This window comes from Streptomyces sp. CGMCC 4.7035 (assembly GCF_031583065.1).
Taxonomy (GTDB): domain Bacteria; phylum Actinomycetota; class Actinomycetes; order Streptomycetales; family Streptomycetaceae; genus Streptomyces; species Streptomyces yaanensis.
In genome coordinates this window covers 1,862,667-1,883,763 of sequence record NZ_CP134053.1, presented here as the reverse complement: position 1 = coordinate 1,883,763, position 21,097 = coordinate 1,862,667, and the positions used below count along the sequence as shown (strand labels likewise).

21 protein-coding genes and 5 tRNA genes are annotated in these 21,097 nt (G+C 70.6%); 8 read left to right on the top strand and 18 right to left on the bottom strand.

Going from position 1 to position 21,097, the window contains the following annotated elements:
* The first annotated feature begins 104 nt into the window (after positions 1–104).
* Both Q2K21_RS07935 and Q2K21_RS07930 read left to right on the top strand, forming a co-directional pair.
* A complete protein-coding gene (locus Q2K21_RS07935; RefSeq protein WP_310767649.1) occupies positions 105–3,395 on the top strand; it encodes an AfsR/SARP family transcriptional regulator in 3,291 nt (1,096 codons plus the stop codon).
* 35 nt (positions 3,396–3,430) lie between these two features.
* Positions 3,431–4,633 (top strand): FAD-dependent monooxygenase, encoded by a 1,203-nt coding sequence (locus Q2K21_RS07930; protein ID WP_310767645.1) that lies wholly within the window; start codon positions 3,431–3,433, stop codon positions 4,631–4,633.
* A gap of 83 nt (positions 4,634–4,716) precedes the next feature.
* Here Q2K21_RS07930 and Q2K21_RS07925 read toward each other — a convergent pair whose 3' ends face one another.
* Positions 4,717–5,682, bottom strand: a complete 966-nt coding sequence (locus Q2K21_RS07925) for a thiamine-phosphate kinase (RefSeq protein WP_310767643.1) — start codon at positions 5,680–5,682, stop codon at positions 4,717–4,719.
* A 206-nt stretch (positions 5,683–5,888) separates the two neighbouring features.
* On the opposite strand from Q2K21_RS07925, the gene Q2K21_RS07920 reads away from it, so the two are divergent.
* On the top strand, positions 5,889–6,122 hold the full coding sequence (locus Q2K21_RS07920) for an Lrp/AsnC family transcriptional regulator (protein WP_028802415.1): 234 nt from the start codon (positions 5,889–5,891) through the stop codon (positions 6,120–6,122).
* Between the two features lie 20 nt (positions 6,123–6,142).
* A complete protein-coding gene (locus Q2K21_RS07915) occupies positions 6,143–6,625 on the top strand; it encodes a DUF3515 domain-containing protein (RefSeq protein ID WP_310767624.1) in 483 nt (160 codons plus the stop codon).
* 12 nt (positions 6,626–6,637) lie between these two features.
* On the opposite strand, the gene Q2K21_RS07910 is transcribed toward Q2K21_RS07915, so the two are convergent.
* From Q2K21_RS07910 to Q2K21_RS07900, 3 genes are all read right to left on the bottom strand, one after another.
* Positions 6,638–7,798: a D-alanine--D-alanine ligase family protein gene (locus tag Q2K21_RS07910; protein WP_310767621.1), complete on the bottom strand. Its 1,161-nt coding sequence runs from the start codon at positions 7,796–7,798 to the stop codon at positions 6,638–6,640.
* Positions 7,799–7,879: 81 nt separating this feature from the next.
* Positions 7,880–8,890 carry an NAD(P)H-dependent glycerol-3-phosphate dehydrogenase gene (locus tag Q2K21_RS07905; protein ID WP_310767618.1) on the bottom strand — a complete coding sequence of 337 codons (1,011 nt, stop codon included), beginning with the start codon at positions 8,888–8,890 and terminating at the stop codon, positions 7,880–7,882.
* Entirely contained in the window at positions 8,887–9,657 is a 771-nt protein-coding gene (locus Q2K21_RS07900) for a lysophospholipid acyltransferase family protein (protein ID WP_310767616.1), read from the bottom strand. Before Q2K21_RS07900 ends, Q2K21_RS07905 begins: the two co-directional genes overlap by 4 nt.
* A gap of 195 nt (positions 9,658–9,852) precedes the next feature.
* Here Q2K21_RS07900 and cofC point away from each other — a divergent pair, with 195 nt between their 5' ends.
* On the top strand, positions 9,853–10,500 hold the full coding sequence (cofC, locus tag Q2K21_RS07895) for a 2-phospho-L-lactate guanylyltransferase (protein WP_310767612.1): 648 nt from the start codon (positions 9,853–9,855) through the stop codon (positions 10,498–10,500).
* Between the two features lie 156 nt (positions 10,501–10,656).
* Positions 10,657–10,860 (top strand): hypothetical protein, encoded by a 204-nt coding sequence (locus Q2K21_RS07890; protein ID WP_310767609.1) that lies wholly within the window; start codon positions 10,657–10,659, stop codon positions 10,858–10,860.
* A gap of 74 nt (positions 10,861–10,934) precedes the next feature.
* Here the strand turns inward: Q2K21_RS07890 and Q2K21_RS07885 are convergent, their stop codons facing one another.
* From Q2K21_RS07885 to leuC, 4 genes are all read right to left on the bottom strand, one after another.
* Positions 10,935–11,552 (bottom strand): HU family DNA-binding protein, encoded by a 618-nt coding sequence (locus tag Q2K21_RS07885; RefSeq protein ID WP_310767606.1) that lies wholly within the window; start codon positions 11,550–11,552, stop codon positions 10,935–10,937.
* A gap of 127 nt (positions 11,553–11,679) precedes the next feature.
* On the bottom strand, positions 11,680–11,910 hold the full coding sequence (locus tag Q2K21_RS07880; protein ID WP_310767603.1) for an SCO5555 family protein: 231 nt from the start codon (positions 11,908–11,910) through the stop codon (positions 11,680–11,682).
* A 264-nt stretch (positions 11,911–12,174) separates the two neighbouring features.
* Positions 12,175–12,768 carry a 3-isopropylmalate dehydratase small subunit gene (gene leuD / locus Q2K21_RS07875; RefSeq protein ID WP_310767600.1) on the bottom strand — a complete coding sequence of 198 codons (594 nt, stop codon included), beginning with the start codon at positions 12,766–12,768 and terminating at the stop codon, positions 12,175–12,177.
* Positions 12,769–12,773: 5 nt separating this feature from the next.
* Positions 12,774–14,198, bottom strand: a complete 1,425-nt coding sequence (leuC, locus tag Q2K21_RS07870; RefSeq protein WP_310767597.1) for a 3-isopropylmalate dehydratase large subunit — start codon at positions 14,196–14,198, stop codon at positions 12,774–12,776.
* Positions 14,199–14,386: 188 nt separating this feature from the next.
* Between leuC and ndgR the strand changes: the two genes are divergently transcribed.
* Complete coding sequence (gene ndgR / locus Q2K21_RS07865; protein ID WP_009320373.1) at positions 14,387–15,103, top strand: IclR family transcriptional regulator NdgR; 717 nt, start codon at positions 14,387–14,389, stop codon at positions 15,101–15,103.
* A gap of 92 nt (positions 15,104–15,195) precedes the next feature.
* Here the strand turns inward: ndgR and Q2K21_RS07860 are convergent, their stop codons facing one another.
* The gene (locus tag Q2K21_RS07860) at positions 15,196–15,681 is read right to left on the bottom strand and encodes a DUF4188 domain-containing protein (RefSeq protein ID WP_310767583.1); all 486 of its coding nucleotides are present in this window, start codon (positions 15,679–15,681) and stop codon (positions 15,196–15,198) included.
* Positions 15,682–15,800: 119 nt separating this feature from the next.
* Here Q2K21_RS07860 and Q2K21_RS07855 point away from each other — a divergent pair, with 119 nt between their 5' ends.
* Positions 15,801–16,457, top strand: coding sequence for a MerR family transcriptional regulator (locus tag Q2K21_RS07855; protein WP_310780692.1), 657 nt, complete (start codon positions 15,801–15,803; stop codon positions 16,455–16,457).
* Positions 16,458–16,501: 44 nt separating this feature from the next.
* Here the strand turns inward: Q2K21_RS07855 and Q2K21_RS07850 are convergent.
* The 9 genes from Q2K21_RS07850 to Q2K21_RS07810 all read right to left on the bottom strand — a co-directional run bounded on the left by Q2K21_RS07850 (position 16,502) and on the right by Q2K21_RS07810 (position 20,805).
* Positions 16,502–16,574: transfer RNA gene (locus Q2K21_RS07850), tRNA-Glu, on the bottom strand.
* Between the two features lie 28 nt (positions 16,575–16,602).
* Positions 16,603–16,674, bottom strand: a tRNA-Gln gene (locus Q2K21_RS07845).
* 20 nt (positions 16,675–16,694) lie between these two features.
* Positions 16,695–16,767 (bottom strand) — tRNA-Glu (locus Q2K21_RS07840).
* A gap of 87 nt (positions 16,768–16,854) precedes the next feature.
* Positions 16,855–16,927, bottom strand: a tRNA-Glu gene (locus tag Q2K21_RS07835).
* 39 nt (positions 16,928–16,966) lie between these two features.
* Positions 16,967–17,038 (bottom strand) — tRNA-Gln (locus tag Q2K21_RS07830).
* Positions 17,039–17,129: 91 nt separating this feature from the next.
* Entirely contained in the window at positions 17,130–17,861 is a 732-nt protein-coding gene (locus Q2K21_RS07825) for an HAD family hydrolase (RefSeq protein WP_310767579.1), read from the bottom strand.
* A gap of 133 nt (positions 17,862–17,994) precedes the next feature.
* A complete protein-coding gene (gltX, locus tag Q2K21_RS07820) occupies positions 17,995–19,470 on the bottom strand; it encodes a glutamate--tRNA ligase (protein WP_310767577.1) in 1,476 nt (491 codons plus the stop codon).
* Positions 19,463–20,239: a fumarylacetoacetate hydrolase family protein gene (locus Q2K21_RS07815; RefSeq protein ID WP_310767574.1), complete on the bottom strand. Its 777-nt coding sequence runs from the start codon at positions 20,237–20,239 to the stop codon at positions 19,463–19,465. Before Q2K21_RS07815 ends, gltX begins: the two co-directional genes overlap by 8 nt.
* Positions 20,240–20,616: 377 nt before the next feature.
* The gene (locus Q2K21_RS07810) at positions 20,617–20,805 is read right to left on the bottom strand and encodes a hypothetical protein (RefSeq protein ID WP_310767571.1); all 189 of its coding nucleotides are present in this window, start codon (positions 20,803–20,805) and stop codon (positions 20,617–20,619) included.
* Positions 20,806–21,097: the final 292 nt, after the last annotated feature.

The following is a 21,097-nucleotide window of genomic DNA, read 5'->3' as shown; positions in this document are numbered from 1 at the left end:
GTTAAGCGCGCGGCCACCGCTGGTTCGCTGCCAAAAGCCGGTCCACATGCGTGGACCGGCTTTTTGCTGTGCCCGGATGGCCACGGCCTGTCAGAATCCGCCGCATGCGCTTCGGCATCCTCGGCCCCCTCGACGTCCGCACCGAAGACGACACCCCGCTCGATCCAGGCGGCCCCCGTCCTCGTGCCCTCCTGACGCTGCTGCTCCTCGACGCCGGGCGGACCGTTTCCTTGGAGCGCCTCACCGACGGCCTGTACGGCGAGGAGCCGCCGGCGGGTGCGGCCAACGCCCTCCAGTCGCAGATCTCCCGCCTCCGCAAGCGGCTGAGCCCGCACACGGACATCGAGGCGACCCCCACCGGCTACCGCCTCCCGGTCGCTCCCGACACCGTGGACGCCCACCGCTTCGAGCGGCTCGCCCGCGAGGGCTCCTCGGCCCTCGCCCACGGTGACCACCGGGGGGCCGCGGCCGCACTCCGGGAGGCACTCGCCCTGTGGCGCGGCCCGGCCCTCGCCGACCTTCCCGCCGCCCAGGCCCAGCGCACCCGCCTCGAAGAGCTGCGGCTCGCCGCCGTACAGGACCGTGTCGAGGCGGATCTCGCCCTCGGTTCCGGCGCCGGGCTCATACCCGAACTGCGCGAACTGCTCGCCGCGCACCCGCTGAGCGAGCGGCTGTACGAACTGCTGATGCGGGCCCTGCACGCGGGCGGACGGCCCGCCGAGGCGCTCACGGTGTACGAAGAGGCCCGCCGCACACTCGCCGACGAGCTCGGCACCGATCCCTCACCCGAGCTGTCCGCCCTCCACCAGGAGCTTCTGCGCGGCACGGGTCCCGCCCAGGGCGCCCGTCTGCCGGCGCAGCTCACCCGCTTCATCGGCCGCGCTCCGGAGCTCGCCCGCATCGACGCGTTCCTCGCCGCGCCCGACACCCGGCTGGTCACGCTCACCGGCCCGGGCGGCGCGGGCAAGACCCGCCTGGCGACGGAGGCGGCACGCAGATATGCCGAGGGCCGCGCCGGCGCTCACGCGGGCGCCGACGTGAACGCGACCGCAGACGCAGAACCTCGCACGAGGACCGCCTCGGCGGCACACGCTCACATAGGGACCGCCTCAGCCGCGCATGCTCACGCAAGGGCCGCCTCAGCCGCGCACGATCGCGCGAGAGCCGCCTCACACGCAGCCCCTCGCGGGGGCACCGCCTCAACCGCAGACATTCGCACGAACCCTTCGGACGCCCGCGCAAACGCCCCCACGCACGCTCACGCCGCCGCCCCCGACGTCCGCCTGGTCGAGCTCGCCCCCGTCACCGACGGCTCCCGTATCCCGTACGCCGTTCTCGCCGCGCTCGGCGTGCGCGACGGGTTCCGCGGGCCCGCCACGGACGCCACGGAACGGCTGCTCGCCGCCCTGGAGGACCGCGAGCTGCTGCTGGTGCTCGACAACTGCGAGCACGTCGTCGAGGACGCGGCGCGGATCGCCGCGCTCGTCCTCGGCTCATGTCCCGGCGTACGGATCCTGGCGACCGGACGCGAGGCCCTGGGGATCACGGGCGAGGTGCTGTGCCCGGTGCCGCCGCTGCCGCCCGAGCACGCCGTGCGGCTCTTCCTGGACCGGGCACGCGCGGTGCGGCCCGGTTTCGAGGGGCACGCGCGCGTGGAGGACGTCTGTGCCGCGCTCGACGGGCTGCCGCTCGCCATCGAGCTGGCCGCGGCCCGGCTGCGCACGCTGACCCCGGACGAGCTGGCCGACCGCCTGGGCGACCGGTTCCGGCTGCTGTCCCGGGGCGACCGCACCAAGGCACCGCGGCACCGCACCCTCCGTGCGGTCGTGGAGTGGAGCTGGGACCTGCTGGACGAGGAGGAGCGGGAACTGGCCCGTCGGCTGTCCGTGTTCTCCGGGGGCGCCACGCTCGACGCGGTCGAGGCGGTGTGCGGGGTGCCGTATCCGGAGGACCTGCTGGCCTCGCTGGCCGAGAAGTCGTTCCTGGAGGTGGCCGACGGGCGCCACCGGATGCTGGAGACCATCCGCGCGTTCGCCACCGAGCGCCTGGTGGAGGCGGGCGAGCAGGAGCGGCTGCGGGACGCGCACGCCGCGTACTACCGGGGGCTGGCCGAGCGGGCGGAGCCGTATCTCCGCAGTGGCGAGCAGTTGCCCTGGCTGGCCCGGCTGACCGCGGAGCACGGCAACCTGGACGCGGCCCTGCGCCACCTCGTCTCCACGGCTCCCAGGGACGCTTTGCGCCTCATGGCCCATCTGTCCTGGTTCTGGCGGCTGCGTGGCCCGCACGGCGAGCAGGAGCCCGTCGCCCGCGCGCTGCTCGCGGCCGTCGGCGACGAGCCGCCCGAGGGGCTGGCCGAGGAGTACGCCCTGTGCGCGATGAACACGATCACCGGGCGCGGCGACGACCCGGCCGGACCCGGCCGCATCGCGCGCGTGGCCGAGGTCATACGTTCTCTGGACAGGCCGCTGCGGCTGCCGTTCGTGATGGTCCTCTGGGCGCTCACCGGGGGCCCTTTGCTCTCCGCGGACACGGAACTGCGGGCCGTCCAGCTCGGCGACGACCCGTGGGGCAGCGCGCTGCTGGACCTGGGGTCCGCCTACCAGGCGCAGTTCGCGGGCAGCCCCGCCGCCTCCGAGGCCGGCTTCGCCCGCGCCCTGACCGGCTTCCGGGCGAGCGGCGACCGCTGGGGCATGGCCAACTGTCTCGATCCGCTGGGCGCCTTCGCCGACTGGCGCGGCGAACACGAGCGCGCCCTGGAGCTGCTGGACGAGGGCTTGACCCACGTGCGGGAGCTGGACGCGCCGGAGGAGACCGCGGACCTGCTGCGCTCCAAGGCAGTGGTACTGCTGCACCGCGGCGACGTCGAGGCGGCGGCCGCGTACTTCGAGCAGTCGGCCGCCCTCGCCCGCGCCGCCGGTGTCCCCGACAAGGTGGCGAGCGCGCGGCGCGGCCTCGGTGACCTGGCCCGGCTCTCCGGGGACACGGCCCACGCGCGCGTGCAGTACGAAAAGGCCCTTCAGACGTGCGCCGCGAACTGGTTCAGCGTCGGCGAGAGCGTGCGCATCCTCATCGGGCTCGGCCGCACGGCCGCGGCCGAGGGACGGGCGGAGGAGGCCCGCGACTGGTTCGGGCAGGCCGCCCGCCTCGCCGCGGAGGGACCGGGCGTGCTCGAACTCGCCGAGACCGCCGAGGCGTTGGCGTCCGTCGCCGAGTCCCCCGAGCGCGCGGCCGTCCTCCTGGGCGCCGGCACGGCCCTGCGGGGCGCGCCGCTCCTGGGCGACCCCGATGTCGTACGCACCCGGGAGGCAACGCGCGAAAGGCTGTCCCCCGAAGCGTATGAGGAGGCCTTCGACCAGGGACGACGTCTGCGGTCAGCGGCGGTCAGCGAACGGTAGGCGCACGGTCAGCGCCGCCCTCGAAGCTCCTTCCCATGACGAACACACACGACCTCAGCCACCTGAACGTCCTCGTCTCCGGCGCCAGCGTCGCCGGACCCGCCGCCGCCCTGAACCTCGCCCGGTACGGCGCCCGCGTCACCGTCGTCGAGAAGGCGCCCGCCCTGCGTGAGGGCGGCTTCGCCGTCGACTTCCGCGGGCACGTCCACCGCACCGTCCTGACCGCGATGGGCATCTGGGACGAGATCCACACCCACCAGACCCACATGGGTCGGCAGACCGTCGTGAGCGCCGACGGCACCCCGCGCGTCGACCTGCCCGCCGAGATGATGAGCGGGGACGTGGAGATCTTCCGCGGCGACCTGGCGCGGATCATGTATGAGCGCACCAAGGACCGCGTGGAGTATGTGTTCGGCGACTCCATCGCCACGCTCACCGAGACCACCGACGGCGTGGACGTCACCTTCGAGCGCGGCGCGCCCCGCCGCTTCGACCTCGTCGTCGCCGCGGACGGCCTGCACTCGCACACCCGAAGCCTGGCCTTCGGCGACGAGTCCCGCTACCTGAGGTTCTTCGACCACTACGTGGCCGGCTTCGACATCCCCAACCACCTGGGCCTGGACCGCACCGGACGCGTCTACAGCGAGCCGGGCCGCGCGGTCGTCATCGGCAACTACGACGGCGACCCGGACCGTGCGGGCGCGCTGCTGGTCTTCCGCTCCGAGCGGCTGACGTACGACCGCCGGGACGTCACCGCGCAGAAGAGGATCCTCGCCGAGCGGTTCGCGGGGATGGGCTGGGAGGCGCCGGCGGTGCTCAAGGCCCTGGAGGCCGCCGACGATCTGTACTTCGACGCGATCGCCCAGATCCATGTCGACCGCCTCACCAAGGGGCGCGTGGTGCTGCTCGGGGACGCCGGGTACGGCGCCACCATGGGCGGTATGGGCACGGGTGTGGCGGTCGTCGGCTCGTACGTGCTGGCCGGCGAACTCGCCCTCGCCGGCGGCGACCACCGCACGGCCTTCGCCGCGTACGAGGCACGCATCCGGGACTTCGCCAAGGGCTGCCAGAAGATCTCCGGCAACGCGGGCCCGTTCTTCGCCCCGGCGACCGAGTGGCGGATCCGCAGCCGGGACCGGATGTACCGGCTGCTCAGCTCGCGCCCCCTCGCCGGTTTCTTCAAGCGGCTGACGGAGAAGGCGGCGACGGACATCGAACTGCCGGAGTACCCGGCGTGAGGGCACCGGCCGGGGCGCACGGCCACGGCCGGACAGCCGGGCAACCAGGCGCTCCCGCCCCTGAGATGCCCCCCTGGAGCGCCCTACCCCTCGATGTCCCCGAAGTGGTCCCAGCCGCCCTTGCTGGTCCACGGGGCCCCGTCGACCGTCACCTGGGGCAGCGCCGACGGGTTGAGCACCTCGCCGATCACCTTCCAGCGGGCCGGCAGCTTCACGTCCGGCGGGAAGGTCGCCACGATCGCGTGGTCCTCGCCGCCGGTGAGCACCCACTGGATGGGGTCGACGCCCACGGCCTGCCCGATGTCGTTCATCTGGGACGGGATGTCGATGGCGCCCGAGCGGATGTCGATCCGGACCTTGCTCGCCTCCGCGATGTGGCCGAGGTCGGCGATGAGCCCGTCGCTGACGTCGCACATCGCGGTGGCGCCGAGTCCGGCGGCGGCCGGACCCGCGTGGTACGGCGGTTCGGGGCGCCGGTGCGCCTCGACGAACGCGCGCGGCGAGCGGAAGCCGCGGGAGAGCACCGCGTACCCGGCCGCGGACCAGCCCAGCCAGCCGGTGACGGCGACCACGTCGCCGGGCTGGGCACCGGCCCGGGTGACGGGCTCGTGGTTGCGCAGATCGCCGAGCGCGGTGATCGAGATCATGATCGTGTCGCCGCCCACGACGTCCCCGCCGACCACGGCCGCGCCCGCGACCTGGCACTCGTCGCGCAGGCCGTCCATCATCTCGGTGGGCCAGGCGGCGGGCAGTTCGGCGGGGACGACCAGACCGAGCAGCAGCGCGGTCGGCACGGCGCCCATGGCGGCGATGTCCGCGAGGTTCTGCGCGGCCGCCTTGCGTCCCACGTCGTACGCCGTGGACCAGTCGCGGCGGAAGTGCCGGCCCTCCAGAAGGATGTCGGTGCTCGCCACCACCCTGCGGTCGGGCGCGGCCACCACCGCCGCGTCGTCGCCGGGGCCGACCCGGACCGCCGGGGTGGTGGTGAGCCGGGAGGTGAGCTCCCTGATGAGCCCGAACTCGCCCAGCTCGCCCACGGTGCCCTTCATCGTCGTTCGTCCCCTTCTCTTGCCTGCCGCGCCCGGTCGCGAGCCGTCATGGTCCTCGGTACGGTCGAGTCGACCGTCAACTTGTGTCGCCGGTGTTCCCCGGCGCTCACGCCACAGCCCCCGCGGGTCTCCCCGTGACGAGCGGCGACGCGATACCGTGGCGTCCCTTCTCCCCACATGATCCTCGTGGCCGCCCTGGAGGTTCCGTGGTACAGGCGTACATCCTGATCCAGACGGAGGTCGGCAAGGCGTCGACCGTCGCCGAGACGATCAGCAAGATCCCTGGGGTCATCCAGGCCGAGGACGTGACGGGTCCCTACGACGTCATCGTGCGCGCCCAGGCCGACACCGTCGACGAACTGGGCCGCATGGTGGTCGCCAAGGTCCAGCAAGTGGACGGCATCACCCGCACCCTGACCTGCCCGGTGGTGCATCTGTAGCCCCCGTCTACCCTTGGCCGGTGGTCTTCTTCCATCACCGGCTCCTCGGCTTGCCCGTCATCGCACTGTTGATCGCGACGGCGGGCTGTTCCTCAAGCGACGACAGCCCGTCGGCCGCGGTTCCCAGCCCGGACGCGCAGGTCGCGAAGCTGTGCCAGAACCTGGACAAGGTGCTGCCGCGGAAGGTGAGCGGCCTCGAGCGGAACGATCCAGAGCCCCGGTCCGCGCTGACGGCGGGCTGGGGAGGCCCGGCGATCATACTGCGCTGCGGTGTCACAAGGCCCTCCGAGATGGACGATTCGGAGGCGGACGGCGTGGAGGCGAACGGCGTCGGCTGGCTCCTGGAGAAGCGGAACGACGACTCGTTCCGCTTCACCACGACACTGCGGAAGGCGTATGTCGAGGTGAGCCTTCCCAAGGCGCGCACGGGCGACGGCCTGGGACCGCTCGTCGATCTGGCGCCTGCCATCAAGAAGGCGATCCCCAAGGGGATCGCCTTCTGAGCCGCACGGTCCTCAGCGCAGTCCGGTCGACCGCCGCAGCGCCGCCCCGATCAGGCGCTCCACGAGCTCGCCGTAGCTGATCCCGCTCGCCTGCCACATCTGCGGGTACATCGAGATCGGCGTGAAGCCGGGCATGGTGTTGATCTCGTTGATCACGAACTCCCCGTCCTCGGTGAGGAAGAAGTCCGCGCGGACGAGGCCTTCGCAGGAGGTCGCCTCGAACGCCTCCACCGCGAGCCGCTGGACCTCGGCGGTCTGCTCGTCGGTCAGGGGCGCGGGCACGATGCCGGGCGTCGAGTCGATGTACTTCGCCTCGAAGTCGTAGTACGCGTGCGCGTCCGGCGGCGGGATCTCGGCGGGCACCGAGGCGCGCGGACCGTCCTCGAACTCCAGGACGCCGCACTCGATCTCGCGGCCGCGCACCGCGGCCTCCACGATGATCTTCGGGTCGTGCCGCTGGGCCTCCGCGATCGCCTCGTCGAGGCCCGCGAGGTCGTCGACCTTGGTGATGCCGATCGACGAACCCGCGCGCGCGGGCTTCACGAACAGCGGCCAGCCGTGCTCGCCCGCGAAGTCGATGATCTTCTTGCGGGCGGCGGACTCGTCGCGCTCCCACTCACGCGGTCGGATCACCACGTACGGGCCGACCTTGAGCCCGAACGAGGTGAACACCCGCTTCATGTACTCCTTGTCCTGGCCGACGGCCGAGGCGAGCACGCCCGCGCCCACGTAGGGCACGCCGGACAGCTCCAGGAGGCCTTGAAGGGTGCCGTCCTCGCCGTACGGGCCGTGCAGCACGGGGAAGACGACGTCGACCTCGCCCAGCGCCTTGGGCACCGAACCGGGCTCGGTGTAGACGACTTCACGGCTCGCGGGGTCGACGGGCAGGACGACGCCGCCCTCCTGGGACTCGGCGAGCTCCTCGACCTCGGGCGTCCGGCGGTCGATGATCGCCATGCGCTCCGGTTCGTCGGCGGTGAGCGCCCAACGGCCGTCCCGGGTGATGCCGATCGGCAGCACGTCGTACTTCGTCCGGTCGATGGCGCGCAGCACCGCACCGGCGGTGACGACGGAGATCCCGTGTTCGGAGCTGCGGCCGCCGAAGACAACGGCTACACGCGGCTTGCGAGGCGGCTGCTGCTCAGGGCTCTGGGGGAGGTTCTCGGTGCTCATATCGCGATGAGAGTACCCGTAGGTAGTGCCCTGAAGCAGCGTGCGCCCCCGCGAGTGGGCCGAAGGGGCGCGCGCGTTCGCTCAGCGTCGTTCGGCCTTCGCGCTGCGCGACATCAGCTCCTTGAGCGCGACCACCGGCGGCTTGCCCTCGTGGACGATGCCGACGACCGTCTCCGTGATGGGCATGTCGACGCCGTGCCGGCGGGCCAGATCCAGCACGGACTCACAGGACTTGACGCCCTCGGCGGTCTGCTTGGTGACCGCGATGGTCTCCTGGAGGGTCATGCCCTTGCCGAGGTTGGTTCCGAAGGTGTGGTTGCGCGACAGCGGCGAGGAGCAGGTGGCCACCAGGTCGCCGAGGCCCGCGAGTCCGGAGAAGGTCAGCGGGTCGGCGCCCATGGCGAGTCCGAGGCGGGTGGTCTCGGCGAGGCCGCGGGTGATGAGCGAGCCCTTGGCGTTGTCGCCGAGGCCCATGCCGTCGGCGATGCCGACCGCCAGGCCGATGACGTTCTTGACCGCGCCGCCGAGTTCGCAGCCGACGACGTCGGTGTTGGTGTACGGCCGGAAGTACGGCGTGTGGCACACCGCCTGAAGCCCCTGTGCGACGGCCTCGTCGGTGCAGGCGACCACGGCTGCGGCCGGCATGCGGGCGGCGATCTCACGGGCCAGGTTGGGTCCGGTGACGACGGCGACGCGCTCCGGGGCGACCTTGGCGACGTCCTCGACGACCTCGCTCATCCGCATGGCGGAGCCGAGTTCGACGCCCTTCATCAGGGAGACCAGGACCGTGTGGGGCGCGAGCAGGGGCGACCATTCGGCGAGATTCCCGCGCAGGGTCTGCGAGGGGACCGCGAGTATCGTGAAGTCGGCGTCGCGCGCGGCCTCGGCGGGGTCCGTGGTGGCCCGCAGGTTCTCGGGGAGTTCGACGCCCGGCAGGTAGTCCGGGTTCGTACGGGTGGAGTTGACCGCCTCGGCGAGTTCGGCGCGGCGAGCCCACAGCGTGACCTCGCACCCGGCGTCGGCGAGCACCATGCCGAAGGCCGTCCCCCACGATCCCGTACCAAAGACGGCCGCCTTGACCGGCTTGCTCACTTGCCCTGGCCCTCCTTCTGCCGTGCCGTCTCCTGTGCGGCGGAGCGGCGGCGCTGCTCGATGCGCACCTCGCGCGGGTCGTACGGCTTCTCGGGCGCCTTCTCGCCGCGGATCTGCTCCAGCTGGCGGGTGATGGCAGCCATGATGACCTCCGTCGCCTCCTTCAGGAGGTCGGGGGACATCTCCCTGTCGTAGAAGCGCGTGAGGTCCACGGGCGGGCCCGCGAGCACGTGGTGGGTCTTGCGCGGAAGGAGGTTGGGCTTCTTGGCGTACGGCGGCAGCAGTTCGTTGGCACCCCACTGGGCGACAGGGATCACCGGGCACTTGGTCTGGAGGGCGACGCGAGCGGCACCGGTCTTGCCGGTCATCGGCCAGCCGTTCGGGTCCCGGGTGAGGGTGCCCTCGGGGTAGAAGGCGACGCACTCGCCCCGTTCCACGGCGTCGATCGCGGCCCGGAAGGCGCTGAGCGCGTCCGTGCTCTCGCGGTAGACGGGGATCTGCCCGGTGCCGCGCATGGTGGCGCCGACGAATCCCTTCTTGAAAAGGCCGCTCTTCGCGAGGAATCGCGGAACCCGTCCGGTGTTGTACTGATAGTGCGCGTAGGCGAAGGGGTCCGCATGGGAATTGTGGTTCACCACGGTGATAAATCCGCCTTCGGCCGGAATGTTCTCCATTCCGCGCCAGTCCCGCTTGAGCAGAACCACCAGCGGCGGTTTGCAGAGGACCGCTGCGAAGCGGTACCAGAAGCCGATTCTGCGGCGGGGCACGCGGACACCTTCCTCTAGGGACCCGGCACGGGGCCTGGCACTGGGTTGGGGGCTGTGGGCCGCACAAGTGTCGCCCCGGGCCGCCCGTCTGTCGAGAACACCGTACGCCCCGCCGCAAGAGCCGCCGGGCGGGCCATGGGGATCCTGTCGCGGGCCGGGTGACAATGGACGCGACAAGACAGGGACGGAGCGCTCGTGCAGTGGACTGTGGTCGTACCTCTGAAAGCCCTGGCGCGGGCCAAGAGCAGGCTCTCGGACACCGCGACGGACGGACTGCGTCCGGGGCTCGCCCTCGCCTTCGCGCAGGACACGGTGGCCGCGGCGCTCTCCTGCCCGGCGGTGCGTGATGTGGCAGTCGTCACGGACGACCCGCTCGCCGGTCGGGAGCTCGCGACCCTGGGCGCCCTGATCGTCCCGGACGAGCCGGCGGGCGGCCTGAACGCCGCGCTCGCGCACGGGGCGACGGCCGTACGGCGGCTGCGCCCCGACGGCGCCGTGGCGGCGCTCAACGCCGATCTTCCCGCGCTGCGCGCCGTCGAATTGGCCCGGGTCCTCGATGCGGGCGCCGAATTCCCGCGCGCTTTTCTGCCCGACGCCGCCGGAATCGGTACGACGCTGCTGGCGGCGGCCCCGGGCCGGGAATTGCGGCCGGCTTTCGGCATGGATTCGCGGGCGCGGCATCGCGCCTCGGGGGCGGTGGAACTCACCCTCGACGCGGTGGACTCCGTACGCCAGGACGTGGACACCGGCGACGACCTGCGCGCGGCGCTGGCACTGGGCGTGGGCCCGCGCACGGCAGCAGCGGCGGCACGACTGCTCATCCCGGGCCAACCGGGCACCTGACGGCACGCGAGAGCCCTCCAGGCCCCGCGACGGAACTCGCTGCGGCGGCACGACTGCTCATCCCGGCCGGCCGGGCGACTGGCGGCGTAGGGGCCCCTCCAGGGGCGTCGGTGGGCGGCCCGGGAAGGCGCGCGAGGCGGTCGATAGGCTGCCTTCATGCAGGCGACCGCGTACACCTACGATCCCGAGACCCGCACCGGTCAGGTGCTGCTCGACGACGGCACTCCCGTCCCCTTCGACGCCCAGGCCTTCGACGCGGGTGGGCTCAGGCTGCTGCGTCCAGGGCAACGGGTGCGGATCGAGGTGGAGGGCGAGGGTGACGCCCGGCGCATCACGCTGGTGACCCTGCATACGTTCTGAGCGCCACCGGACAGACCGCGGGCCGGGCTCCCCCTGGGAGCCCGGCCCGGCGCGTGAGTGCCTGTGCGCCCCGGTCAGCCGCGGGCGGTGGTCTTCTTGGCGGTCGTCTTACGCGCCGAGGACTTCTTGGCCGGGGCCTTCTTCGCCGGAGCCTTCTTGGCGGTGGCCTTCTTGGCCGTGGTCTTCTTGGCGGCCGCCGTCGTCTTCTTGGCGGGGGCCTTCTTCGCAGTGGTCTTCTTGGCCGCCGCCGTCGTCTTCTTGGCGGGGGCCTTCTTCGCGGTGACCTTCTTCGCGGGCGCTGCCTTCTTCGCGGCCTTCTTGGCCGCGGCCTTCTTGACCGTGGCCGCGGCGCCGGCTGCCTGGAGGCTGCCCTTGGGCGCCTTCTTGACGGCGACCTCACCACCACGCGGCAGCTTCTTCGTGCCGCTCACCAGGTCCTTGAAGCCCTGACCGGCACGGAAGCGCGGCACAGAGGTCTTCTTGACCCGAACCCGCTCGCCCGTCTGGGGGTTGCGGGCATAACGGGCCGGACGCTCGACCTTCTCGAACGAACCGAAGCCGGTGACCGAAACCCGGTCGCCTCCGACCACCGCGCGGACGATGGCGTCCAGGACCGCGTCGACAGCATCGGCAGCCTGCTGGCGGCCGCCCATCTTGTCGGCAATCGCTTCTACGAGCTGCGCCTTGTTCACGTCTTCCCCTTCGGAGACATCGCCAGAACGAAAGTGTTCAAGCTTTTTCGCACGTTAGGCAGATATATACCGCAAATCAAACACGAAACGGGCTTATCACCCTTGTGCCGCAGCGGACTCGACCGTCTCAGAGTTCCTCTTCCGGGAATCGCTCCTGGTCGAGGTCGGTCATGAACCGCTCCAGACGCCTGGTCGCTTCGGCGGGATCGTGCTTGGCCGCGGCCGTAATGACCAGCAGCTTCCGGGTCAGCGCCATCCGTACGCCCTCCGGGACTTGCAGTGCGCGCACGCTTGCGTGCGCTTCCTTGAGTTGGGCCGCGACCGCCGTATAGAGCTCGAGTTGGCCGTCGTTGTCCATGCACAGATTGTGCCATCTGGGGCGAGTTGTCGCCTGCGCTGGGGGCAACTGCCGTCTCCGGGAGGCCTTCCGGTCTCCTCGGCGCCTCACGGCACCGAAGCGCACGCTCCCCGGCAAAGTCCGTTGTAACCAGGTGAGTTGAAGCCCCCAAGGCGGCGCGCCGGACTCATCCGGGGGCAGATACGGCTGTACCCCCAACCATCCACGATTGGGGGTACAGAGCGTTTTGCGGTGGCCGAAACCAGCCCTCCTGGGGGCCGGGTGTCAGACCTGGAGCGTCCGCGGCTTGTACGAGGGGCGTCCCGCCTCGTACGCGGCGATGTCGGCCTCGTTCTGGAGGGTGATGGAGATGTCGTCCAGGCCGTTCAGCAGCCGCCAGCGGGAGTTCTCGTCCAGCTCGAAGGCGGCGGTGATGCCCTCGGCGCGCACCTCACGCGCCTCAAGGTCCACAGTGACCTCAGCCGTCGGGTCGTTCTCCGTGAGCTCCCACAGCGCGTCCACGATCTTCTGCTCCAGGACGACCGTGAGCAGGCCGTTCTTGAGCGAGTTGCCGCGGAAGATGTCGGCGAAACGGGAGGAGATGACCGCCTTGAAGCCGTAGTTCTGCAGCGCCCAGACGGCGTGCTCACGGGAGGAGCCGGTGCCGAAGTCGGGGCCTGCGACCAGGACGGTCGCACCCTCCCGCTCGGGCTGGTTGAGGATGAAGGACGAGTCCTTGCGCCAGGCCTCGAACAGCCCGTCCTCGAACCCGTCGCGGGTCACCTTCTTGAGCCAGTGGGCGGGGATGATCTGGTCGGTGTCGACGTTGCTGCGGCGCAGCGGGACGGCCCGGCCGGTGTGCGTGGTGAATGCTTCCATGACTCTCAGACTCCAGCGGGCGCGGGGACGTCGGACAGGTCGGCCGGGGAGGCCAGGTGGCCGATGACCGCGGTGGCGGCGGCGACCTGCGGCGAGACCAGGTGCGTACGCCCGCCCTTGCCCTGCCGGCCCTCGAAGTTGCGGTTGGAGGTGGACGCGGAGCGCTCGCCCGGGGCCAGCTGGTCCGGGTTCATGCCGAGACACATCGAACAGCCCGCGTGCCGCCATTCGGCGCCGGCCTCCTTGAAGACCACGTCCAGGCCCTCGGAGACGGCCTGGAGGCCCACGCGCGCGGAGCCCGGGACGACCAGCATCCGTACGCCGTCGGCGACTTTGCGGTCCTTGAGGATCGCGGCGGCGGCGCGCAGGTCCTCGATGCGGCCGTTGGTGCAGGAACCTACGAAGACGGTGTCCACCTTGATGGAGCGCAGCGGCTGCCCGGCCTCCAACCCCATGTACTCCAGGGCCTTTTCGGCGGCCAGACGCTCCGAAGCGTCTTCGTACGAAGCCGGGTCGGGGACCGACGCCGAAAGCGGCGCGCCCTGGCCGGGGTTGGTGCCCCAGGTGACGAACGGCGAGAGGGAGGCCGCGTCGATGTGGACCTCGGCGTCGAATTCCGCGTCGTCGTCGGTGCGCAGCGTCTTCCAGTACTCGACCGCGGCGTCCCAGTCGGCGCCCTCGGGGGCGTGCGGACGGCCCTTGAGGTACGCGAAGGTGGTCTCGTCGGGGGCGATCATGCCCGCGCGGGCGCCGGCCTCGATCGACATGTTGCAGATGGTCATCCGGGCCTCCATCGAGAGCTTCTCGATGGCCGAGCCGCGGTACTCCAGGATGTAGCCCTGGCCGCCGCCGGTGCCGATCTTGGCGATGATCGCCAGGATCAGGTCCTTGGCGGTGACGCCCTCGGGCAGCTCGCCGTCGACCGTGATGGCCATGGTCTTCGGGCGGGCCAGCGGCAGCGTCTGGGTGGCCAGCACATGCTCGACCTGGGAGGTGCCGATGCCGAACGCCAGCGCGCCGAAGGCGCCGTGCGTGGAGGTGTGGGAGTCGCCGCAGACGACGGTCGTGCCCGGCTGGGTCAGACCCAGCTGCGGGCCGACGACGTGCACAACGCCCTGCTCGACGTCGCCCAGCGGGTGCAGTCGGACGCCGAACTCCGCGGCGTTCTTGCGCAGCGTCTCCAGCTGCACCCGGGAGACCGGGTCCGCGATGGGCTTGTCGATGTCGAGGGTGGGGGTGTTGTGGTCCTCGGTCGCGATGGTGAGGTCGAGCCGGCGCACCTGCCGACCGCTCTTGCGCAGCCCGTCGAAGGCCTGCGGGCTGGTCACCTCGTGCAGCAGGTGCAGATCGATGTAGAGGAGGTCGGGCTCGCCCTCGGCGCGCCGGACGACATGGTCGTCCCAGACCTTCTCCGCGAGTGTCCTACCCATCGCTTTCCCTTCGGCCGGCAAAGAGTGCACCGACCCAACTAGAGATCTTGAGGAGCGGCGCCCGTACCCCTGTTTCCGGGTGTCTGCCGCCGGGCCCGTCGGTCCACGGGCCGCCATGACTTCCAGGGTGGCGCGTTCCACGGAAAATTGAACTTGCGTTTCACAGAGTGAGACGTGAGTATCGTTGCATGGACAACAGTAGCGGCGTCGGCGTTCTGGACAAGGCAGCCCTGGTCCTGAGCGCCCTGGAGTCCGGTCCGGCCACCCTCGCGGGTCTGGTCGGCGCCACCGGACTTGCACGACCCACGGCGCATCGTCTCGCCGTGGCACTTGAACACCACCGCATGGTGGCGCGCGACATGCAGGGCCGTTTCATTCTCGGCCCCCGGCTGGCCGAGCTGGCCGCAGCGGCGGGCGAGGACCGCCTGCTGGCGACGGCGGGCCCGGTGCTGACCCACCTCCGGGACGTCACGGGCGAGAGCGCGCAGCTCTACCGTCGCCAGGGCGACATGCGCATCTGCGTCGCCGCGGCAGAGCGCCTGTCCGGCCTTCGGGACACGGTCCCGGTCGGTTCGACGCTCACGATGAAGGCGGGTTCCTCCGCGCAGATCCTGATGGCCTGGGAGGAGCCGGAGCGCCTGCACCGGGGTCTGCAGGGCGCGCGCTTCACGGCGACGGCCCTGTCGGGCGTGCGACGCCGTGGCTGGGCCCAGTCCATCGGCGAGCGGGAGCCGGGCGTGGCGTCCGTCTCCGCGCCCGTGCGCGGCCCTTCCAACCGTGTGGTGGCCGCGGTGTCCGTCTCCGGGCCCATCGAGCGTCTGACGCGCCACCCGGGCCGTATGCACGCCCAGGCGGTCATCGACGCGGCCGCTCGCCTCTCCGAGGCGCTGCGCCGCTCCGGCTGAGCGTCACCCCCGTCGGTACGTGATCGGGAAAGGGCCCGCCTCAACGCCGCGGCAGGCCCTCCCGGTGACACTTCGACGGGCGGCGGACGCCCTCAGGATGTCCGCAGTCGGTCGGCGGCGCGGTCGCCCCGGCGGCCGACCGGCACCACGCCCGTGGCCTTGCCCAGGCCGAACTCGGGCATGTTCATATAGATCGACTCATGGGACCCGGCGGGCACGATGTACGTCTCGTGCCAGAAGCCGACCTTTCCCTTCCCCTCACGCAGCCGCCGGTTGAAAGCGGCCCAGGCCGGCCGGTGGTTCTTGTCCGGCGCGGCGGCGTAGGCGAGGAGCTTCTCCTTCGACTCCCAGTACTGGACCAGGTACACCTCGCGCACCCCGCCCAGCAGGGACTTGTAGCCGAGCAGTCCGCTGTCCTTGTCCCGTGCCAGTTCCGCGAGCATCGGCCCCATGGCCTTGGCCACCGGCCACCAACTGCGCACCGCGGCAAAGCTGTTGATCCGCATCCCGATATGGAAGACGACCACCTCGCCCTCGCTCGCGGCGGTCATGCGCCCTTCGATCGGCTTACCACTCATGATCTCCCCCACTCGATCCTCGTCCGGCCCGCAGCCTGTCTTGGATAGCTCCACTATCCATGCTTGGATAGTGGCACTACCCAACCCGGAGCGCAAGAGGAAAGTGGGTGCGGGACGGAATGCGACTGGCGGAGCTGAGCGCACACAGCGGGGTCTCCACGGCGACGATCAAGTACTACCTGCGGGAGGGACTGCTGCACCCCGGTCGCCGGATCACGGCCACGCAGGCCGAGTACGACGAGGAGCACCTGCGAAGGCTGCGGCTGGTACGGGCGCTGATCCAGGTGGGCCGGATCCCGGTGAACTCGGCCAGGGAGGTGCTCGCCGCACTCCAGGACGAGGACCTGGACCGGAACATGCGCCTGGGTACGGCCGTATGGGCCCTGCCGCACGGTCCGGCGCCGGACGAGGCCGACCCGGCCACCGAGGCGGCCCGGCACACCGCCGACGCGCTGCTGAACCGTCTCGACTGGAACTACGGATCCACGCCCCGCCCGTCCGGGGAACCGACCGCGCCCGCGTACGGGATGCTCGTGACCGCGATCGCCACGTTGTCCCGACTCGGTTATCCCTGCGCCGTCGAGGACTTGGAGCCCTACGCCCGCGCGATGGAACGGATCGCCGTCACCGACCTGGATCTGGTGGAGCGCTACGACACGGCGGACGAGCAGGTGGAGGCCGCCGTGGCACTGACCGTGCTGTACGAGCCGGTGCTGCTCAGTCTGCGCCGGCTGGCGGAGGCGGAGGAGTCGCGCCGCCGGTTCGGCGGCAAGTGATGCATGCGAAAGGGCCCTCCCGAGGGAGGGCCCTTTCGACTGTGTACCCCCGACCGGATTCGAACCGGCGCTACCGCCTTGAGAGGGCGGCGTGCTAGGCCGCTACACAACGGGGGCGTGGATCTTACGTTTCCGCAGATCCGAGCTGGTCTACCTGGACTCGAACCAAGACTAACTGAACCAGAATCAGTCGTGCTGCCAATTACACCATAGACCAATGTGGTTTAGACCAGTTCGTACCCCCGACCGGATTCGAACCGGCGCTACCGCCTTGAGAGGGCGGCGTGCTAGGCCGCTACACAACGGGGGCCCTAGCGATCCCCACCCGGCGGTAGCCGGATGTTGTCCACGCGATGACAGTGGGAGCTACCCTGACTGCCTTCGCGGGAAGGATCTGTACCCCCGACCGGATTCGAACCGGCGCTACTGCCTTGAGAGGGCAGCGTGCTAGGCCGCTACACAACGGGGGCTTGCGGATGGAATCCGCGGGTGCAGATGAGCTCTGCGAGCTGGCCTACCTGGACTCGAACCAAGACTAACTGAACCAGAATCAGTCGTGCTGCCAATTACACCATAGGCCACTGGAACTCAAGCCCCTGAGGGGATCTTGTTCTAGCTTGCGCCTCCGGTTTCCGGCCTTTCGGCCCGCTCCCCGGCGGCGCAGGAAGAACATTACCTGAAGGTGGACGGGGCTCCAAAACGACTATCCGCGTGGAGTACCGCGGGCAGTTCGGCGAGGGAGGCGATCCGGTGCGGTCCGGGGGGCGCGTCGCCGGTCGCGTACAGCCCGTCGCGGTCGATCCAGACGGACAGCAGCCCGGCCTCGGCGGCGCCCCTTCCGTCGATCTCCGGGTGGTCGCCGACGTACGCGACCTGGTGCGGGGCCAGTTCCAGGGCGTCGCAGGCCGCGCGGAAAGCCCGCGCGTCCGGCTTGGAAACACCCAGCTCGGCGGCGCACAGGACCGCCTCGAAGCGGTCGCGGACGCCGAGGGCACGGAGCTTGTACTCCTGGACCTCGACGCTGGAGTTGGACAGCACGGCGTGTCGGTGGCTGGCGGCGAGGGCGTCCAGGGCCGGCAGCACGTCCGGGAAGAGGGCCCAGGCGGCCTCGTAGTGGTCCAGGTAGCGCCGGAACCAGGCGTCGGCCTCGGCGTCGGTCAGCTCCTCGCCCAGGAAGACCCGTACGCGGTCGCGGCGCTGCCCCTCGAAGGAGGTCTCCCCCGCGGCGTATCGCGCCCACTGCCGGTCGGTGATCTCCCGCCAGCGGGCCAGGGCACGCTCCACGGTCTCGTACGCGTCGAGCAGGCCCTCGGCCGCCAGATGTCCGCGCATGCCGGCGCGGTCCGCCGCGGTGTAGTCGAAAAGGGTGTCGTCGACGTCCCAGACCACGGCGCTGATGCTCATGGTCCGACGGTAACCCGGGGCCGGCGGCCGTGTCCGTCGGTTCGGAAGCCCGGTCCCGGCTCCGGCGACGCCGCCCGAGAACGCCGGAGGGGCGGCACCCTTTCGGGTGCCGCCCCTCACACACATGGCCGTGTCAGGCCGCCAGCCTGGCCAGCGCGGCGTCGATGCGGGCCAGCGTCTTCTCCTTGCCCAGGACCTCCAGGGACTCGAAGAGCGGCAGGCCGACCGTGCGGCCGGTGACGGCGACGCGGACCGGCGCCTGGGCCTTGCCGAGCTTGAGGCCGTGGGCCTCGCCGGCGGCCAGGACGGCCTCCTTGAGCGACTCCGCCGAGGTCCAGTCGGCGGAGTCCAGGTTCTCGCGGGCCGTACGGAGCAGGGCGTCGCTGCCCTCCTTCATGGCCTTGGTCCAGGAGGCCTCGTCGAACACCGGCTCCGACAGGAACAGGAAGTCGACGTTGTCCGTGATCTCGGAGAGGACCTTGAGGCGGGTCTGCGCGTGCGGGGCGATCGCCTGCCACTTCTCCTCGTCGAAGTCCTCCGGCGTCCAGGGGGCGAACGGGGCCCTCAGCCACGGCCGGCAGCGCTCTGTGAAGTCCTTCACATCCAGCAGGCGGATGTGGTCGGCGTTGATCGACTCGGCCTTCTTGAGGTCGAAGCGGGCCGGGTTGGGGTTCACGTCCGCGATGTCGAAGGCGGCGACCATCTCGTCGATCGCGAAGATGTCGCGGTCCGCCGCGAGCGACCAGCCCAGCAGGGAGAGATAGTTGAGCAGGCCCTCCGGCAGGAAGCCGCGCTCGCGGTAGAGGTTCAGCGACGACTCGGGGTCACGCTTCGACAGCTTCTTGTTGCCCTCGCCCATCACGTACGGCAGGTGGCCGAACTGGGGCACGGACTTGGCGATGCCCAGTTCGGTCAGCGCCTTGTAGAGCGCGATCTGGCGGGGGGTGGAGGAGAGCAGGTCCTCGCCGCGCAGGACGTGGGTGATCTCCATGAGGGCGTCGTCGACCGGGTTCACCAGCGTGTACAGGGGTGCGCCGTTGGCGCGGACGATCCCGTAGTCCGGCACGTTCTCCGGCGTGAACGTCAGCTCGCCGCGGACCAGGTCCGTGAAGGTGATCGTCTCGTCGGGCATACGGAAGCGGACGATCGGCGTACGGCCCTCGGCCTCGTACGCCGCCACCTGCTCGGCGGTCAGGTCGCGGCAGTGGCCGTCGTACCCGGACGGCTTGCCGGCGGCGCGGGCGGCGTCGCGGCGGGTGTCCAGTTCCTCGGTGGTGCAGTAGCAGTGGTACGCGTACCCGCCGTCCAGGAGCTTCTGCGCGACGCCCTTGTAGATGTCCATCCGCTGCGACTGGCGGTACGGCTCGTGGGGGCCGCCGATCTCCGGGCCCTCGTCCCAGTCGAAGCCCAGCCAGCGCAGCGAGTCCAGGAGCTGGACGTACGACTCCTCCGAGTCGCGGGCCGCGTCCGTGTCCTCGATACGGAAGACGAACGTGCCGCCGGTGTGGCGGGCGAACGCCCAGTTGAACAGGGCGGTGCGGACCAGGCCCACATGGGGGTTGCCGGTCGGGGACGGACAGAAACGTACGCGGACGTTCGCGTTAGCCACGCTTGATCACCTTGTTGGTGAGAGTGCCGATGCCTTCGATGGTGACGGCGACCTCGTCGCCGACGTTGAGGGGGCCGACCCCCGCGGGGGTGCCCGTGAGGATCACGTCGCCGGGGAGCAGCGTCATGGCCTCGGTGATGTTCACGATCAGATCCTCGATCGAGTGGATCATCTCGCTCGTACGGCCGAGCTGGCGCTGCTGCCCGTTGACCGTGAGCTGGATGGTGAGGTCGCTCGGGTCGAGGTCGGTCTCCACCCAGGGGCCGAGCGGGCAGGAGGTGTCGAAGCCCTTGGCCCTCGCCCACTGCTTCTCGCGCCGCTGGACGTCGCGCGCGGTCACGTCGTTGGCGCAGGTGTAGCCGAGGATCACGTCCTTGACGCGTTCGCGCGGGACCTCGCGGCACATACGGCCGATCACCACGGCCAGCTCGGCCTCGTGGTGCAGCTCCTGGGAGAAGGAGGGGTACGCGATCTCGTCGCCGGGGCCGATCACCGAGGTGGACGGCTTGAAGAAGGCGAACGGGGCGTCGGGAACCTCGTTGCCCAGTTCCTTGGCGTGCTCGGCGTAGTTACGGCCGAAGGCCACGACCTTGTTGGGGAGCACCGGCGGCAGCAGCCTGACCTTGCTCAGCGGCACCTTCGTACCGGAGAGTTCGAAGTCCGCGAACGGGATGCCCTTGATGATGTCGAGGACGAGCTCGTCCGGCTTGTCACCCTCGACCACGCCGAAGGCGACGTTCCCGTCGATGGAGAACCTGGCGATGCGCACGGGATCCTTGCGCCCCTCACTGAGCTGGCTGGAGTCTGACGCTCCAGGCTAACGCGGCAAGGGGCGGGCGCCTCGCGCATTACCGGGGGCCGAGCGTCTCGCGTATGACAGCGGACACCGCCGGGGCCGTATGCGATCACGCACCCGCGGGTGCGCGTGACGGCCCCGTCGCGGCAATCACTCTCTCGCCGGGCGAGCGCGTCGCGACGATCACTTCTCGTCGTTCGTACGTTCCATGAGCACGCGTCGCCGAGATCACTGTTCGTCCCGCGAGCCACACATCGCGGCGATCATCCGCGTCCCGCGCGGGCGCGCGTCGCGACGATCGCTTTCTCGCCCTGCGGGCACGCTTGAGAAAGCGCCGCCCGCTGCCCGTACTACTCCGCGGCGGAGGACTGAACCGGGACGTCCATGAGGACGGTGCGCTTGGGATTGGCGGTCTGGGTGGGAAGGTCGACGGAGTGTTCCGGCGTCGCCGGCGCCTGCAGCTCATCGGCGTCGGCGAGGTGCGCCAGCGTCGTCCGCCGCGGGTTGGCTATGTTGCGGAACATCATCGTGGTCTTCACTGTTGTAGGTGACCTCGTCGTTGCGGGCGCCGGGCGGGCCTCAAGGGCGGTCGCGGGGGCGCGGGTTGTCGGATTCGCCATCCCTGTAAAGCGTCAGGCTAAACATGCAATTCCCCGTCGGAGCCATGAAGAGGGCTCGATTCGGGTGTGAGTTTGCTCACTGACCAATAAGCAAAAGGGTCAATTCGGACCGATACTCCGATGCGGCGAAACGGACATTGGTCCACTGAAGCCCGCATTCCGCTCCCGATCATGGCGACTGGGACACCAGGCGTACTCGAATGAATCGTGG

Excerpts from the sequence above, each read along its gene's own strand:
- Q2K21_RS07935 (WP_310767649.1), top strand. The coding sequence starts at position 105 with ATGCGCTTCGGCATCCTCGGCCCCCTCGACGTCCGCACCGAAGACGAC.
- Q2K21_RS07930 (WP_310767645.1), top strand. The coding sequence starts at position 3,431 with ATGACGAACACACACGACCTCAGCCACCTGAACGTCCTCGTCTCCGGC.
- Q2K21_RS07925 (WP_310767643.1), bottom strand. The coding sequence starts at position 5,682 with ATGAAGGGCACCGTGGGCGAGCTGGGCGAGTTCGGGCTCATCAGGGAG.
- Q2K21_RS07910 (WP_310767621.1), bottom strand. The coding sequence starts at position 7,798 with ATGAGCACCGAGAACCTCCCCCAGAGCCCTGAGCAGCAGCCGCCTCGC.
- Q2K21_RS07890 (WP_310767609.1), top strand. The coding sequence starts at position 10,657 with ATGCAGGCGACCGCGTACACCTACGATCCCGAGACCCGCACCGGTCAG.
- Q2K21_RS07880 (WP_310767603.1), bottom strand. The coding sequence starts at position 11,910 with ATGGACAACGACGGCCAACTCGAGCTCTATACGGCGGTCGCGGCCCAA.
- leuD (WP_310767600.1), bottom strand. The coding sequence starts at position 12,768 with ATGGAAGCATTCACCACGCACACCGGCCGGGCCGTCCCGCTGCGCCGC.
- leuC (WP_310767597.1), bottom strand. The coding sequence starts at position 14,198 with ATGGGTAGGACACTCGCGGAGAAGGTCTGGGACGACCATGTCGTCCGG.
- ndgR (WP_009320373.1), top strand. The coding sequence starts at position 14,387 with ATGGACAACAGTAGCGGCGTCGGCGTTCTGGACAAGGCAGCCCTGGTC.
- Q2K21_RS07860 (WP_310767583.1), bottom strand. The coding sequence starts at position 15,681 with ATGAGTGGTAAGCCGATCGAAGGGCGCATGACCGCCGCGAGCGAGGGC.
- Q2K21_RS07855 (WP_310780692.1), top strand. The coding sequence starts at position 15,801 with ATGCGACTGGCGGAGCTGAGCGCACACAGCGGGGTCTCCACGGCGACG.
- Q2K21_RS07825 (WP_310767579.1), bottom strand. The coding sequence starts at position 17,861 with ATGAGCATCAGCGCCGTGGTCTGGGACGTCGACGACACCCTTTTCGAC.